This window comes from Herbiconiux liangxiaofengii (assembly GCF_041927335.1).
Classification (GTDB): Bacteria; Actinomycetota; Actinomycetes; order Actinomycetales; family Microbacteriaceae; genus Herbiconiux; species Herbiconiux liangxiaofengii.
Genome location: NZ_JBHFHD010000014.1, coordinates 72414 through 87371, shown reverse-complemented (window position 1 = coordinate 87371; position 14958 = coordinate 72414). Strand labels below are relative to the sequence as shown.

Genomic DNA, 14958 nt, shown 5'->3' with positions numbered 1-14958 from the left:
CGACTGGCCTCTCTGCATACTCATGGTTGCGGTTTCCACAACCGCAGATTCGGATCTACAGTGTCTTCCATGACGCAGATACGCATCAGGGATGCAGCGGCCTTCCTCGGAGTGAGCGACGACACCGTGCGGCGCTGGATCGACTCCGGCCTGCTCGAGAGCACCGCCGACGCCTCCGGCCGCGCCACCGTCGACGGCCTGAGCCTCGCGCAGCTGGCCCGCAAGAACGCCGTGCTGCCCGCCGACCCGTCCGACGTGGGCCGCAGCGCGCGCAACCGCTTCGTCGGGATCGTGACCGAGGTGGTGGCCGATCGGGTGATGGCCCAGGTGGAGCTGCAGTGCGGCCCGCACCGCGTGGTGTCGCTGATGTCCAGCGAGGCGGTTCGCGACCTCGGGCTCGAGCCGGGATCGGTGGCGGTGGCCGTGGTCAAGGCCACCACCGTCATCATCGAGACGCCGGCGGCGGGCGAGGGCGCTGCGCCCTCCGGCCGCTCCGGTGCTCAGACCCGGGCAGCCTCCGAATGAGGGCGGGCCCGACCGACGCGGCCAACCGCGGCCGGCGACGCCGCTCGCGGGCCGGGGTGATCGCGGTGCTGACGGCATCCGTCGCCCTCGCCCTAGGCGGCTGCGCGGGCAGCAGCGAGCCGGCGGCGTCACCGGCGGCCGGCGGCGAGAGCACGGCGAGCGCCGACGCGGCCCTCACCGGATCGATCACGGTCTTCGCCGCCGCCTCGCTCAAGGGCACCTTCACCGAGCTCGCCGAACAGTTCGAGGCGGCCCACCCCGGCACCACGGTGCAGCTGAACGTCGCCGGCTCCTCCGATCTCGTGACGCAGATCACCGAGGGCGCTCCGGCCGACGTGTTCGCCTCGGCCGACACGACGAACATGGCCAAGCTCACCGATTCCGGGCTGGTGGCGGCGGATGCGCCGGTCGACTTCGCCACGAACACGCTCGAGATCGCGGTGCCGCCCGCGAACCCCGCCGGCATCGCCGCGTTCGCCGACCTCGCCCGCCCGGGCGTGAAGACGGTGGTGTGCGCGCCTCAGGTGCCCTGCGGGGCCGCGACCGCCGCGGTCGAGGCGGCCTCGGGCGTCACGCTCACCCCGGTGAGCGAGGAGTCGTCGGTCACCGACGTGCTCGGCAAGGTGACCTCGGGCGAGGCGGATGCCGGGCTGGTGTACGTGACCGATGTCGCGGCGGCGGGTGACGCGGTGACGGGCATCGAGTTCGCCGAGTCGGCCGGCGCCGTGAACACCTACCCGATCGCTCCCGTCGCCGACACGGCGAACCCGGCGCTGGCCGAGGCCTTCGTCGCCTACGTCACCTCCCCTGACGGCCTCGACGTGCTCGCCGCCGCCGGCTTCGGGGCGCCGTGACGGGCTCCGCCGGCGTTCCGCGGTGGCTGGTGGCGGTCGCCGCGGCCGGGGCGCTCTTCGTGCTGCTGCCGTTGCTGGCGATGGTGCTGCGGGTGAACTGGGCGGAGTTCCTCCCTCTCGTCACCTCGGAGTCGTCGGTGGCTGCGCTCTGGCTGAGCCTGCGCACCTCGCTGGCGGCCACCGCGCTCTGCGTTCTGCTCGGGGTTCCGATGGCGATCGTGCTCGCCCGCACGCGGTTCCGCGGGCAGCGGGTGCTGCGGTCGCTGGTGCTGCTGCCGCTCGTGCTGCCGCCCGTGGTCGGCGGCATCGCGCTGCTCTACACCTTCGGCCGGCGGGGTCTGCTCGGCTCGTCGTTCGAGGCGTTCGGCATCGAGATCGCCTTTTCGACCACCGCCGTCGTGCTGGCGCAGACCTTCGTGGCGCTGCCCTTCCTGGTGCTGAGCCTCGAGGGGGCGCTGCGCACGGCAGGCACCCGCTACGAGGCGGTCGCGGCCACGCTCGGCGCCGCCCCCTCCACCGTGCTCCGCCGCATCACCCTGCCCCTGGTACTGCCGGCCCTGGTGTCGGGGGCCGTGCTGTCCTTCGCGCGCGCACTCGGCGAGTTCGGCGCCACGCTCACCTTCGCCGGCAGCCTGCAGGGCGTCACCCGCACCCTGCCGCTCGAGATCTACCTGCAGCGCGAGACCGATCCGGATGCCGCGGTCGCCCTCTCTCTGGTTCTCGTGGTCGTGGCCGTGCTGGTGGTCGGCGTCGCCCATCAGGCGGGGCTCCCCGGCCTCGGCGGAACCCGCGGCCGACCCGGGTCGCGTGACGGCCGCTCCGGATGGCGGCCCGCCCGCACGGCTGAGAGGGCGCGGCCATGACGCTCTCCCTCGACGCCCGGGTGCACGAGCGCGGCTTCGACGCTCAGCTCGACCTGGCCGACGGCGAGACCGTCGCCGTGCTCGGCCCCAACGGGGCGGGCAAGTCGACGCTGCTCGGCGTGGTGGCCGGCCTCATCCGCCCCGACCACGGGACCGCCACGCTCGACGGCGCGGAGCTGTTCGACCTGCCCGGCCGCCACGGGGCTCGCCGTTGGCTGCCCGCCCATCGGCGCGGAGTGGCTCTGCTGGCGCAGGACGCCCTGTTGTTCCCGCACCTGAGCGTGCGCGAGAACGTGGCGTTCGGGCCGCGCAGTGCCGGTGTCGGGGTGCGGGAGTCCCGGCTCGCCGCCGATCGCTGGCTCGCCGAGGTCGACGCCGCCGAGTTCGCCGACCGCCCGCCCGGCAGCCTCTCGGGCGGTCAGGCCCAGCGCATCGCCGTGGCGCGGGCCCTCGCCGCGGAGCCGAGACTGCTGCTGCTCGACGAACCGCTCTCGGCGCTCGACGCCGCGCACGCCCCGGCGCTGCGCCGGATGCTGAAGCGCGTGCTCGCCGGCCGCAGCGCGCTGATCGTCACCCACGACATCCTCGACGCGTACACGCTCGCCGACCGCGTGGTGGTGATGGATGCGGGACGCGTGGTCGACTCCGGGCCGACCCGTTCAGTGCTCGACCGGCCGGGCAACGTCTTCACCGCCGGGTTGGCGGCACTCAATCTGCTCGTGGGCACGGTGGTCGGCACGGCCGGCACGGCCGCTGCGTCGCCCTCACGGGACGAGGGCCCCGGAGGGGGCCCGGGAGCCGCAGTCGCGACCGTGGATCTCGACGGCGGGGGGCGCATCCGGGCCGCCGTCGATGCACCGCTGCCGCCCGGTACGACGGCAGCGGTGGCCGTGCGCCCCGCCCGCGTGACGCTCGCGCGGGAGACGCTCGAGGCGCCGACGGGGGCGCGCAACCTGCTCGAGGCCACCGTCATCGACCTCGAACAGCACGGCGACACCGTGCGCGTTCGCACCGATCGCCTGTCGGCCGACCTCAGCCCGGGTGACGCCGCGGCGCTCGACCTCGCGCCCGGCGTTCGGGTGCACTGCGGTTTCGCGGCCGAGGACGCGCTGGCCTACCCGCGCTGAGCGGGGACCGTCGGCGCTCCGGCGCGGCCCTCGCGCAGCGTGACCCAGGCGTACTGCACGTTCGCAAGGCCGTGCAGCACCACCCCGGCACCCACGACCACGAGCGCGATGGTCTGCGCCACCGGATCGCCGGGAGCCAGCCACTCGATCAGCAGCAGCAGGGGGAAACCGGCCATCAGCAGCACGGTGCGGAGGCGCCCGAGGGTGCTCACCCGCACCACCTGGGGCCGCGCGATGAGGATCGCGGCCCCGAGCACGAGATCGCCCACGATCAGCACGATCGCCATCCAGAGCGGAACGAAGCCCGCGAGCACGAGGGTGACGCAGACGACCACCTGGCTCACCCGGTCGGCGAGCGGGTCGAGGCGCTTGCCGAGCTCGGTGACCAGGTCGAAGCGGCGGGCGATGAATCCGTCGAGCCAGTCGGTGATGCCGAGCACGACCAGCAGCACCAACGCCGCCGCCGGCTGCCGCCAGGCCAGTACCGACACCACGAACAGCGGGGTCAGAACCAGCAGCCGCCCGAGCGAGATGGCGTTGGGCAGATTCACTGGTCGGGCATCGCCTCTGAGGTGATGATCGAACCCGTCCAGCCCGTCTGGGCGGCGATGATCTCCGTGAGCTCGGCGTTGATGTAGAGGGTGCCGCCGTCAGGCCCCGCCGCGTGGTAGTAGGAGTCGTTGAAGACGCTGTCGCTCAGCACGACCTTCACGTTGGGATAGGTCTGCACGATGCGCGCAATGGCCTTTTCCGGATCGGACACGCTCCTCCTTTCGATAGCCTGGGGCAAGCTTACTTCGAGGGGATCGTGGCCGATGGAGTTCCAGACCGAGACGACGGATGACGGCATCGCCGTGATCCGGGGCGACGGCCGACTGAACATGGTGTCGGGGCCCGCTCTCCGAGAGACGGTGCTGCGGGCGGTGGATGGCGGCAACACCCGCGTGGTGGTCGAGCTCAGCCGCATCCCGTTCATGGACTCCTCGGGCCTCGGCGCCCTGATCAGCTGCCTCAAATCGACCCGCGAGAAGGGCGGCGACCTGCGGATCGTGGCGCCGTCGGCGCAGGTGTCGATGGTGCTCAAGCTGTCGAACGTCGACACGATCCTTCGCCCCTACGCGAGCGTCGAGGAGGCCTACCGTGACTGAGAGCAGCACGAGCCTGGTGTTCAGCGCCCCGCCCGACGACGTCGACGCGGTGCACGAGTTCCTCGAGCAGGTCTGGCAGCAGAACCCCGAGGTGGGCGAGTACGACAGGATGGCGTTCGAGACGGCCCTGGTCGAGCTGGCCGCCAACCTCATCCAGCACGCCTCGGGCGAGGGCGGCGTCACCTGCGTGCTCTCGGTGCGGAGCGACGCGAACGGATTGCACGCCTCGCTCGCCGACACGGCAGATGCCGGGGGGATCGTGCTCGTTCGGCGTGAGATGCCCGACGAGCTGAGCGAGTCGGGGCGGGGCATCGCCCTCATCCAGGCGCTCGTCGACGACCTCCGCTACGAACGGGTCGACGAGCGCAACGTGTGGACCATCAGCAAGGCCCGCCAGGCCTGAGCATCGCCGCGGCACCCCGCGACTCGTCAGGCGCGGCGGGTGATCACCACGACGGTGACGTCGTCGTCGGCTCCCCGCGCCACGAGGTCGGTGAAGTGCGCCACGGCGGCCTGCGGCCCGTCGGCGGCCCTGACCGCGGCGGCCACGTCGTCGAGGGCGTCCAGGGCTCCGCTGTACAGGTCGAGCACGCCGTCGGTCACCAGCACGAGACTCTCCCCCACGGTCAGCTCCGCCTCGCGCTCCACCCAGCGGGCTTCGGTCACGATACCGATCGGCAGGCCGGTGGCCTCGAGGCGCTCGGCCGTGCCGTCGGCGCGCACGATCAGCGTGAGGCCGTGGCCCGCATCCGCGTATCGGATGCGCCCGGTGTCCGTGTCGATCACCCCGTGCACGAGCGTGGCGAAGCTGGCCGTCTGGCCGAGGTCGTCCAGCAGCTGGGCGTTGACCCCGGCGATGGCGTCGGCGACGCCGTCGCCCGACCGGGAGAGGAAGGCGGCGCGCACGGTGGCCGCCATGATGGCGCCGCCGGCGCCCTTGCCCATCACGTCGGCGAGGGTGAACTCGAGACCCTGCTCCGAGCGGTGCCAGGAGTAGTAGTCGCCGCCCACGATCTTCTTCGGGATGCTGACGCCCGCGATCTCGTAGCCGGGCGACGCCGGCTGGTCGCGCGGCAACAGGCTCTGCTGCACCAGGGCGGCGCGGTCGTCGTCCTTGCTGTCCTCGAGTTCGCGCTCCACCCAGGCGCCGAGCTCCTCGAGCAGGCGCACCTCCTCGGGGCCGAACTCCCGCGGAGTGGTGTCGACCAGGCACAGCGTGCCGAGCCTGAAGTCGTCGCCGAGGCTCAGCGGAGCGCCGGCGTAGAAACGGATGTGGCGCTCGCCCGTGACGGTCGACCGCCAGCTGAAACGGTCGTCCTCCGTCGCATCCGGCACCACCAGCACGTCGGGCTGCTGGATGGCCACGTCGCAGAATGACTGCGTGCGATCGCTGATCGGCGAGATGCCGGGCCGCTGCGGCGACTTGGTGAACTGCCGGGTGTCGTCGAGCAGGTTGATCTCGGCCACCGGCACACCGAACAGCTCCCGGGCGATTCTCGTGATGCGGTCGAACCGCTCTTCGGCGGGGGTGTCGAGCAGACTGAGGCTCTCGACGGCCGCGACCCTGAGCCGCTCGAGGCGGTCATCGGATGTCGTGCCGGCGTCGGGCTTCGTGCTCACCATTCAGCCAGCGTAGCCACTATCGGGGCCCGATCGGCCGGTACGGGCCGGGTGGCGCACCCACGCTCCGGATCGGCCCGCACCGGGCGACCGATCAGTACCAGTTGACCGACTGGGAGTGCGACCAGGCCGAGCACGGGGTTCCGTAACCGGCGGCGATGTAGGCCAGGCCCCAGGTGATCTGGGTGACCGGGTTGGTGGCCCAGTCGTCGGCGATGGTCGACATCTTGCTGCCCGGGAGGGCCTGCGGAATCCCGAACGCGCCGCTCGAGGCGTTCTCGGCCTGGTAGTTCCAGCCGGATTCCTTGGTCCAGAGCGAGTCGAGGCACTGGAACTGGTCGGAGCCCCAGCCGTAGTCGGCCGACGCGATGTCGGCGGCGGCGGCCCGGGCACCGTCGGGCGTGGTCGAGGCGGCGAGCCGGTCGGCGGCGGCCTGGGCCGCGGCAGCGGCGTCGGCGGCAGCCTGGGCGGCAGCGGCCTCGGCGGCGGCCTGGGCAGCCGCGGCGGCCTCGGCTGCGGCCTTGTCGAGCGCGGCCTTCTGGTTCTGCACGGCCGTGGTCTGCGCGAGAGCAGCCGTCGTGAGGGTCTGCACCGTCGTGGTGTCGAGGTACTGGTGGTTCGCGAGCGATGCCACCGATGCCACGAGGGCGCTCACGTCGACCTGGCCCTTCGCCGCGGCGATCGTGGCGGTGCCCTGGCTGGTGGCCAGGTCGGCGCGCTCATCGGCCTGCTCGGCCGTGCCGGCGAAGAGGGCGTCGACCGCCTTGGCCTCGGCCGTCGAGGGCAGACCGGTGTCGGAGAGCGTCGTGGTCGAGGCGATGGTGGACCCGACCGACACGGGCGAGGCGTTGGCGATCGTCGGATGCGCGAACGACGTCAGCGTCACCAGGAGTCCGGCGGCCGCGAAGCCGGCGATGGGGGCGAAGGCGCCACCGGGCCGGCGCCGGGCCGACCGCTCGTGGTGCTCGAGGCGCTCGGCGGCGCGCTGATCGCGGCGGGTGAAGGCGGCGGGGGCGTGTCGGGTGGAATTCGGGTCGGTCGTGCGCGGTTCGGTGGTGCTCTGGCCGGCGGTGGATTCGGGTCGCGCCGGTGTTGCGTTCGAAGGGTTGTGCATGTCTTCCCAGGGTTCGGCCAACGGCTGCGAGGCGCGCCGGGGCACGCTGCCGCAACCAGCCGCGATTCGCGCTCGGGTGAAGCGCGACAGCGCAGGGCACGCCGCTCTAGGGAACGGTGCGCGATGCCTGGCGGCGATTGGCGGTGACGGTCGATGTCGGGTTGTGGAAGCCGTCACGGCTTCTGTGCTGTCCGTCCCGGCCAGGATGTGATCCCGACGCTCTGAACGAACGATTGAAGCCACAAGTATGGGTCGGGTTTCTGAGAAACCACTCCGAACGCGCCAGGAGACCGCGGGTGCCGGACGGTGGAAGGCCGTCCGGCACCCGCGGCTCCGCGGAATCGCAGCCCCTGATCGGGTCAGGAGCGACGACCGCCGGCGGGCATCCCACCACCTGACATGCCGCCACCTCCCATCGTTCCCTCGGTGGCCACGTCGGCGGTCGCGGTCACCGCGAGGGTGCCGGTGGAGTGGTCTCCCCCGGCCGCCAGGCCGCCCAGCAGGTCGCCGGAGACGGAACCCCCGGTGTAGATGCTGTAGGTCGCGCCGGAAGAGATAGCCGACGAGGAATACACGACGTTCTGAAAGCTCTTGCTCGACTCGAACGCGGCGATCTCGGTGCCGTCGTCGGCCACCACGTGCACGATGGTGCCCGCGTCGACGGTGCTGTCGAGGTTCGCCGAGACCCAGCCCTGACTCGAGGAGGTGCTCGGCGACACGGCCATTCCGCTGCTGCCGGCGGCGAGCAGGGTGCCGCCCGAGATGGTGAAGTCGCCGTTCACGTCGAGCGCTCCGTTGCCGGAGTCGGTGGGGCCACTGACCACCGTCGTGCCGCCGGTGATCTCGGCGCTGCCGTTCGAGTCGAGGCCGTCGCCGCCGGCGTCGACCACGAGGGTTCCGCCGGAGACCGTGATGGTCTGGTCGCCGGCGGCCATCTCCCCGCCGGGCGCTCCCCCGGTGCCCGAGTCGGAGCTGGTGGCGGTGCTCGATCCGCCCGCGGCGTTGAGCCCGTCGTCGCTCGAGGTGACGGTGGTCGCGCCGCCCGCGACGGTGATGTGCTCCGACTCGAGCCCCTCGTAGCTCGACGCGACGGTGAGGGTTCCGCCGTCGACCACGAGGCCGCTGTCGGCGTGCACCCCGTCGTCGCCGGCGTCCACGGTGACGGAGGCCGTGCCGGTCACGTGCGCGAACGCCGCCGAGTTCACCGCGTCGTCAGCCGCGTCGACGGTGACGGTTCCGCCCTCGAGAACGGTGATGACACCGCTCGTGATGCCCTTCGAGACCGTGGTCTCATCCGTCGACCCGCTGTCAGTGCCGGAATCGGTGTCGGTTGCCGCGTCGTCGGCGGTGCCCATTCCCGGGGTCGAGCTGCGCACGGCCGCCTGGGATGCTCCGCCGCCGGCCGTGAGGTCGAGCGCGCCTCCCGTGACCACCACGTCGGTCTGCGCCTGCACGGCGTCGTCGGCGGCGTCGACCGTGATGGTGCCGCCGGTGACGCTGACGTACCCGCGGGTGCCGTCTTCGTCGTTGTCGGAGGTGAGGCCGTCTCCCCCGGCCGTGACGACGAGCGTGCCACCGTTCACCACGAGGTAGTCCTTGCCGCGGATGCCGTCGTCGACCGCGTCGACCGTGATGCTGCCGGAGTCGATCACCAGGCCGTCCTTGCCGGTGATGCCGTCGTTGCCGTTGCCCGTCACCTGCAGCGCACCGTCGCCCGTGATGAGCAGATCGGCCGCGCTGTAGAGGGCGGCGTTCGACTCGTCGGTGTCGGCATAGGAGGCGGTGTCGCTGAGGGCGTTGGTCGTCCCGTCGGCGAGAACGAGCACCACCTCCTCGGCGGCGACCACGTCGATGGCCGAGGAGGTGCTGCTGGAGATGGTGGCGCCGTCGAGGATGAGGCGCACGGTTCCGGTGTCGGTGGAGTTCACCACGAGCCGGCCGTCGGTGAGTTCGCCGGTGACGCGATAGGTGCCGGAGGCGGTGATGGTGACGGTCGATCCGTCGACGGTGACACCGGATGCGGCCGTGTCGGCGTCGGCTGCGGTGCCCTCGGCGGTGACGGTGGCCGTGTCGCCGGTCAGGGCGATGAGGGTCGCGTCGGCGTCGCCGGACGAGTCGGTGGTGAACTCGTGCTCGGAGTCGTTCGCGGCGAGCACGGCCGCGGCGTTCTGGGTGGCATCGCTGCCGGAGGCGTCGGCCACGGTGGAGGTCGACGAGTCGACCGTCTCGGTGCCGGTCGAGGTGCCGGTGGCGGCCAGTGTGGTGGTGCAGCCGGCCAGGAGGGCGACGGTGACGATGCCGCCCGCGAGCAGCGGGAAGACGTGGGGTCGGTGGCGGGGTGCGGGGGTCATGAGGTGTCCTTCGGAGGTTGGTTGGTCGGGGTGGGTTCGGGCGAGGGGTCAGGCCGCCACGGCCGAACCGGTGAAGTGCCGGCGCAGGGTGCGCGACCACTTGTTCGAGGGCAGCGCCGGGTTGAGCGCGGCGAGCCCCGTGCCGTACTTCGAGATGGTGGAGGGACGGTGCCCGTGCGCCCACAGGATGCGGTCGACCCCCGACGGGCGGGAGCCCGACTTGGTCTCGACGATGGCGATGCCGGGTGTCTCCAGCCGGCGTGCCGTGCCGTCGACCGAGCGATCGAGCTCCCAGCCGAGGCGGGTGTCGATGGTGGCCCGCGATTCCGGATGCGCCGGAGCCCCGCTCCCCTCGGCCCGCTCCGCGGGCCCGGGAATGAAGAGCGTCGCACGGTGGTAGGTGGTCACCACGGTGCGCCGCAGCTGTTCCGGAACGAGGTCGAACCCCGCGCCGTCGAGGCTCTCGTGCGCGTACTCGAGACCGTCGTCGTTGAGTTCGCCGCGCTGGTCGAAGTCGTACTCGAGCCGCTCCTTCACCGTGGCCGAGCGGGCTCCGCGGGTCTTCACCTCGAGATAGGCGGTGGAGGAGTCGACGTAGGCGCGGGTGCGCATCTTGAAACGGCGCCGACGGGCGTGCACCGCCATCCGGTAACTGGCCAGATCGGGCGTGTCGAAGTAGACCGACTCGTACCGGAAGTCGCGCCGGCCGCCGAGCTCGAGCACCCGGGTGTCGGGGCCGAGGTCGGCCAGGATGCCGGGGAGTGCGTCACGGGGCACCACGTATTTGCGGTCGACGCGGGTCTGCAACGAGGCGCGGGCGGTGAGCTCGTCGAGCGAGATGGGGGCGAAGACGCCGAGCAGGTCGGTGGCGGTCGGGGTCATCGTGCGCTCACCTCCTCGCGCGACGGGGCCGACGGGAAGGCCGACGAGGGGGCCGTCGACGTGGGCGACTGCTCCGACGTCGGAACCGTGCCGGCGGTCCGGGCCGACGTCGCCGGGCCGGAGACCGCGGAACGGGCATCCGGGATCGTGTACCGCACGTCGACAACCGTGGTGTCGTCGACGAGGTCGAGGTTCTTCACCTGCACCTGCTTCACGCGACCCCCGAGCAGCTGCTCGAGGTGGGCGGTAAGGGCGGCTTCGTCGGTGAAAGCCCGGTCGACCACGATGGTCTGCTGGCGGTGGCGCGGGAAGAGCCGGCGGCTGTCGCCCGCGAACATCACCAGGAGGATGAGGGCCATCAGGCTGACGGTGAGCGGGCTGACCGTGGTGCCGAGCCCGGCGAGCAGGCCCAGGGCGAGGGCCGAGAAGTAGTAGGCCACCTCGTGCTGGGCGATCTCGTCGCTGCGCAGGCGGATGATCGAGAGCACGCCGAAGAGCCCGAGACCGAGGCCCGCGCCGATGGTGCTCGACCCGAGCACCATCGAGACGGCCAGCACACCCACGTTCACGCCGAGGAAGGCGACCACGAGATCGCGGCGGTGGTGACGGCGGAAGTAGAGGCCGAAGGTGAGGATGCCGACCATGACGAGGTCGATGGCGACGAGGACGGCTTGCGACATGCGGAGCTCCAAAGTGACGGGGAGGTGAACGGATGGCTCCATTCAGCCGTCGTCGCCTATGCGCCTGCCATGACGCTCCTATGAGGCGCTTTCGAATGCCGGGGCGTAGCGTCTGAGCCGGTGACGGCGTTCACCGACCGGCTCGGAGGTGGCGTGATGGTGAGGCTCGGATACTCGGCACAGGCGGTGCGCGACGCGGAGGCGCCGCACCTCGCCGCCGGCGAACCGCTGATGCAGCGGGCCGCGCACGCGCTGGCGGGCGCGGTGCAGCGGGAGCTGGCCGGGCGGGAGGCAGGGGCACCGGAGCACCCGTCGTGGCGGGTGGTGCTGCTCGTGGGTTCGGGCAACAACGGCGGCGACGCGCTCTTCGCCGGAGCCGAGCTGGCCGGCCTTCGCGTCGGGGGTGCCCGCATCGACGTGGTGGCGGTGGGCGTGGGTTCCCGGATGCACGACGCCGGCCGCGAGGCGGCCGCCGCCGCGGGGGTGCGCCTGCTCTCCCTCCCGCCCGACGGCCCCGCCGAGGTCGGCGCGGTGGGTGCCGCGGTCGACCTGGCCGTCGACGCCGACGTGATCGTCGACGGGATGCTCGGAACCGGCACCTCGGCCGACGCACCCGCCCTGCGCGGCTCGGCCCGCGAACTCGTGAGCGGCATCCTGGACGCCGTCGAGTCGATGCCGTCGGGGTCGCGACGACCGATCGTGGTGGCCGTGGACCTGCCGAGCGGAGTGCACCCGGACTCGGGTGCGGTGGCCGACGGCGTGGTGCTGACCGCATCCGTCACCGTCACGTTCGGCGGCATCAAGGCCGGGCTGCTGCGCGGGGCGGGCGCACGCGTGGCGGGCCGCGTGGAGCTCGCGATGATCGGGATCGAAGACGATCTGGCCGCCGTTCCGCCGCTGGTCGTCGCACCCTGACGGGACGCCGGGCGAAGCACCGGGCGCGTCGGGCCCGGGAAACGACCGCAAGACCCTTTGCGGAAACGGCGCGACGGAGAACGATGGGAGAACACCGCGGTCTCGCACCGCATCCGCGACACGGAACGGAACCCCCATGAAGAAGATCCTCGTCATCCTCGCCTTCGGCGCCGGCTACGTCGTCGGAGCCCGCGCGGGCCGTCGCCGCTACGACCAGATCCGCGAGAAGGCCCAGCAGCTCTGGAACGACGACCACGTGAAGTCGGCCGTGCACAGCGCCGGCGAGGCCGTGGAGTCGGCGGCGGGCAAGGCCGTCGACAAGGCGGGCGACCTCATCGGCAAGGTACGCTCGCACTGACGTCCTCCGAACGGAACGCTCACTCCGAAGGGATCGCCATGGCGCAGAAGAAGAAGAGCTCGGGCACAGACGATCTGACGATCCCCAAGGCGATCTCGGAAGTCGCCCGCGGGGTGGCCTCGGCGCACAAGCTGCGCCCGCCGCACGACGCCGATCCGTCGGGCAGCACCTCCGACGACCAGCCGGAAGCGCCTCAGCGGAGTCGAGCCGCGCTGCAGGCCGACATCGCCTCGACCCGGGTCCGGCTCGCCGAACTGGTCGACGAGATCGAGACGCGGCTCGACGTTCCGGCCCGCGCCGGGCAGATCGCCGACGACTTCACACGTGACCCGGTCCTGGCGGCCCGCACGCACCGGAAGACCACCGTCGCCGCGGCCCTCGCCCTGGTGGCGGTGGGCACGGGTATCGGTCTGCTCATCCGTGCGATCGTGAAGTAACGCTCCCCCGCACGTCGAACGCCCGGCCCTCCCCGCGGAGGTGCCGGGCGTTCGTCACGTTCCGGTGTGCTGCGCCGTCAGGCCCCGACCTCGGCCGGCGGCGTGGGCCGCGCCGGCGGAGCAGTCTTGCGCCGACGCTTCTTCGGGCGTGGCTCGGGGTCGGGTGCCGGCCCGTTCCACACCTTCACGATGGCCCAGGTCACCGCGGCGATCGGCACCGAGAGCACGGCGCCGACGATGCCACCGAGGATGGTACCCGCGGTGAGGGCCACCAGGATGACCAGCGGGTGCAGCTTCAGCGACTGCGCCATCACGACCGGCTGCAGGAAGTTCCCCTCCAGCTGGTTCACGGCGATGATGATGCCCACCACCACGAGCGCCGCCACCGGGCCGTTGGCCACCAGGGCCACCAGCGCGGCGAGCACTCCCGCGAGCGTGGCCCCGATGAGCGGGATGAACGCGCCGATGAACACGATGATCGACAGCGGGAGGGCGAGCGGCACCCCCACGATCGCGATGCCGACACCGACCGCGACCGAGTCGACCAGCGCCACGATGGCGGTGCCGCGGATGTACCCGCCGAGCACCCGCACGGCGGTGGCGCCGATGCGCTCCCCACGCTCGTGCCGGTAGCCCCTGAAGGGCTTCAGCAGGAACGCCCAGATCTGCGGCCCGTCCTTCATGAAGAAGAACAGGATCACGATGGCCAGCACCGCGCCGGTGATCACCTCGCCGGCCGCCGTCACCCCGGCGAGCGCGCCCGAGCCGAACTGGCTGCTGGTGAAGAAGTCCACGACGGCGTCGCGCGCGCCGTCGATCTGCGCCTGGTCGATGTCGATCGGCAGTCCCACGATGAAGCCGTGCAGGTCGTCGACGCCCTCGCTCGCCCGCTGGCCCAGCTCGTCCCACTGGCCGCGCACGGCGAACACGATGAGCGTGACGATGCCCCCGAACACCAGGATGCCGGCCACCAACGTGACCCAGGTGGCCATCATGGCCGAGAAGCCGTGACGCTTCAGAAAGCGCAGCACCGGGCTCAGTGCCGCCGCCAGGATGATGGCGATCAGCAGCGGGATGACCACGAGCTTCAGCTGCACGAGCGCGAACACCACGGCCGCGGCGATCACGATCACCACGATGATCTGGAGGCTCCGGAGTGCGAGCTGCCCGAACTTGTCGGTGAGCATGTCGTGCAGGCTCGGGCGCGAACCGGGAACGGGGCCGTCGGCACGGCCTCCTGACGGGGTCGGCCTGGCTGCGGGGAGATCGTCGGTGGACATGGATTCACCTTCCCACGAACGGCCGGGGGCCGCCCGCCCCGCCACGCGAGCGGCTAGCCTCGGAGCACGCCAGCCCGGCGAATCCGAACCGAGGAGCTCCACCGTGACCGACCAGGCCGCCCGCACCGCCGTGCAGTCGGTGGCGGCCGAGTTGCGCGACCTCATCCTCGATGCGCGTCTGACCCCCGGGCAGCCGCTCCGAGAGGAGACCCTCTCGGCCGAGTACGGCGTCAATCGCCACACCGTCCGCGCTGCCCTGCAACTGCTCGCGGCCCAACGGCTCGTCACGTTCGAGCCCTACAAAGGAGCCAGGGTGCGCGCGTTCTCCGACGACGACGTGCGCGCGCTGATGGAGTACCGCACCGCTCTCGAGGGCGAGGCGGTGTCGTTGCTCCGACGACGCGCAGGCGCCGCATCCGGCGACCCGCTCGAGCTGCCCGAGGCGGTGGTGGCCGCCAACGCCCGGCTGCGCGAGGTGTGCACCGCCCGGCCCGACGACCACCGGGCCATCGAGCGAGCCCACGCCGACCTGCACCACACGCTCGTGGTCTCGGCCGGCAGCCCTCGCATCACCGAGGCCCACGCGCAGCTCGAGAGCGAGCTGCTGCTCTTTCTTAACCAGCTGCGCCCATTGCTGCCGGCCGACGAGATGGCCGACCAGCACGACCGGCTGCTGGCCGACATCCGGATGCGCGGCGACGCGGCGGTGCGCGACCACCTGGCGCACTCGGCCGAGCAGCTGATCGCCCTGCACCGCCCCTGACCCGCGAATCGGCGACGGACGGGGCCGCGAGCGCCGATCGG

Annotated in this window: 18 protein-coding genes; 10 read left to right on the top strand and 8 right to left on the bottom strand. The window is 72.0% G+C overall.

Annotated features, from left to right (window positions below; translation table 11 throughout):
- Window positions 1-69: 69 nt before the first annotated feature.
- From ACEXOR_RS14880 to ACEXOR_RS14865, 4 genes are read left to right on the top strand one after another with little or no spacing between them, the layout of a single operon-like run.
- Window positions 70-525, top strand: coding sequence for a TOBE domain-containing protein (locus ACEXOR_RS14880; protein WP_374850488.1), 456 nt, complete (start codon window positions 70-72; stop codon window positions 523-525).
- On the top strand, window positions 522-1379 hold the full coding sequence (gene modA, locus ACEXOR_RS14875) for a molybdate ABC transporter substrate-binding protein (protein ID WP_374850487.1): 858 nt from the start codon (window positions 522-524) through the stop codon (window positions 1377-1379). Before ACEXOR_RS14880 ends, modA begins: the two co-directional genes overlap by 4 nt.
- Window positions 1376-2242 (top strand): ABC transporter permease, encoded by an 867-nt coding sequence (locus ACEXOR_RS14870; protein WP_374850486.1) that lies wholly within the window; start codon window positions 1376-1378, stop codon window positions 2240-2242. Before modA ends, ACEXOR_RS14870 begins: the two co-directional genes overlap by 4 nt.
- Entirely contained in the window at window positions 2239-3369 is a 1131-nt protein-coding gene (locus ACEXOR_RS14865; RefSeq protein ID WP_374850485.1) for a sulfate/molybdate ABC transporter ATP-binding protein, read from the top strand. The genes ACEXOR_RS14870 and ACEXOR_RS14865 overlap by 4 nt, the downstream gene beginning before the upstream one ends.
- Here ACEXOR_RS14865 and ACEXOR_RS14860 read toward each other — a convergent pair.
- Window positions 3357-3920, bottom strand: coding sequence for a CDP-alcohol phosphatidyltransferase family protein (locus tag ACEXOR_RS14860; protein WP_374850484.1), 564 nt, complete (start codon window positions 3918-3920; stop codon window positions 3357-3359). The two genes, ACEXOR_RS14865 and ACEXOR_RS14860, sit on opposite strands and share 13 nt — an antisense overlap.
- Window positions 3917-4132, bottom strand: a complete 216-nt coding sequence (locus ACEXOR_RS14855; RefSeq protein ID WP_374850483.1) for a hypothetical protein — start codon at window positions 4130-4132, stop codon at window positions 3917-3919. Before ACEXOR_RS14855 ends, ACEXOR_RS14860 begins: the two co-directional genes overlap by 4 nt.
- 52 nt (window positions 4133-4184) lie before the next feature.
- Here ACEXOR_RS14855 and ACEXOR_RS14850 point away from each other — a divergent pair, with 52 nt between their 5' ends.
- Window positions 4185-4517, top strand: a complete 333-nt coding sequence (locus tag ACEXOR_RS14850) for an STAS domain-containing protein (protein WP_374850482.1) — start codon at window positions 4185-4187, stop codon at window positions 4515-4517.
- The gene (locus tag ACEXOR_RS14845; RefSeq protein WP_374850481.1) at window positions 4510-4920 is read left to right on the top strand and encodes an ATP-binding protein; all 411 of its coding nucleotides are present in this window, start codon (window positions 4510-4512) and stop codon (window positions 4918-4920) included. Before ACEXOR_RS14850 ends, ACEXOR_RS14845 begins: the two co-directional genes overlap by 8 nt.
- A 26-nt stretch (window positions 4921-4946) precedes the next feature.
- Here ACEXOR_RS14845 and ACEXOR_RS14840 read toward each other — a convergent pair whose 3' ends face one another.
- The 5 genes from ACEXOR_RS14840 to ACEXOR_RS14820 all read right to left on the bottom strand — a co-directional run bounded on the left by ACEXOR_RS14840 (window position 4947) and on the right by ACEXOR_RS14820 (window position 11164).
- On the bottom strand, window positions 4947-6140 hold the full coding sequence (locus ACEXOR_RS14840) for a PP2C family protein-serine/threonine phosphatase (RefSeq protein WP_374850480.1): 1194 nt from the start codon (window positions 6138-6140) through the stop codon (window positions 4947-4949).
- Between the two features lie 91 nt (window positions 6141-6231).
- A complete protein-coding gene (locus ACEXOR_RS14835) occupies window positions 6232-7251 on the bottom strand; it encodes an aggregation-promoting factor C-terminal-like domain-containing protein (RefSeq protein ID WP_374850479.1) in 1020 nt (339 codons plus the stop codon).
- A 359-nt stretch (window positions 7252-7610) separates the two neighbouring features.
- The gene (locus tag ACEXOR_RS14830; RefSeq protein ID WP_374850478.1) at window positions 7611-9602 is read right to left on the bottom strand and encodes a carbohydrate-binding domain-containing protein; all 1992 of its coding nucleotides are present in this window, start codon (window positions 9600-9602) and stop codon (window positions 7611-7613) included.
- A gap of 48 nt (window positions 9603-9650) precedes the next feature.
- A complete protein-coding gene (locus ACEXOR_RS14825; RefSeq protein WP_374850477.1) occupies window positions 9651-10484 on the bottom strand; it encodes a polyphosphate polymerase domain-containing protein in 834 nt (277 codons plus the stop codon).
- The gene (locus tag ACEXOR_RS14820) at window positions 10481-11164 is read right to left on the bottom strand and encodes a DUF4956 domain-containing protein (RefSeq protein WP_374850476.1); all 684 of its coding nucleotides are present in this window, start codon (window positions 11162-11164) and stop codon (window positions 10481-10483) included. The genes ACEXOR_RS14825 and ACEXOR_RS14820 overlap by 4 nt, the downstream gene beginning before the upstream one ends.
- 120 nt (window positions 11165-11284) lie before the next feature.
- On the opposite strand from ACEXOR_RS14820, the gene ACEXOR_RS14815 reads away from it, so the two are divergent.
- The 3 genes from ACEXOR_RS14815 (at window position 11285) to ACEXOR_RS14805 (ending at window position 12874) form a co-directional block, all read left to right on the top strand.
- Window positions 11285-12079 (top strand): NAD(P)H-hydrate epimerase, encoded by a 795-nt coding sequence (locus tag ACEXOR_RS14815; RefSeq protein WP_374850475.1) that lies wholly within the window; start codon window positions 11285-11287, stop codon window positions 12077-12079.
- 136 nt (window positions 12080-12215) lie between these two features.
- Window positions 12216-12437, top strand: coding sequence for a hypothetical protein (locus tag ACEXOR_RS14810; RefSeq protein ID WP_374850474.1), 222 nt, complete (start codon window positions 12216-12218; stop codon window positions 12435-12437).
- 38 nt (window positions 12438-12475) lie between these two features.
- Window positions 12476-12874, top strand: coding sequence for a DUF3618 domain-containing protein (locus ACEXOR_RS14805; protein WP_374850473.1), 399 nt, complete (start codon window positions 12476-12478; stop codon window positions 12872-12874).
- Between the two features lie 77 nt (window positions 12875-12951).
- Here ACEXOR_RS14805 and ACEXOR_RS14800 read toward each other — a convergent pair whose 3' ends face one another.
- Complete coding sequence (locus ACEXOR_RS14800) at window positions 12952-14154, bottom strand: AI-2E family transporter (protein WP_374850472.1); 1203 nt, start codon at window positions 14152-14154, stop codon at window positions 12952-12954.
- Window positions 14155-14257: 103 nt separating this feature from the next.
- On the opposite strand from ACEXOR_RS14800, the gene ACEXOR_RS14795 reads away from it, so the two are divergent.
- Window positions 14258-14917: a GntR family transcriptional regulator gene (locus ACEXOR_RS14795; protein WP_374850471.1), complete on the top strand. Its 660-nt coding sequence runs from the start codon at window positions 14258-14260 to the stop codon at window positions 14915-14917.
- Window positions 14918-14958: the final 41 nt, after the last annotated feature.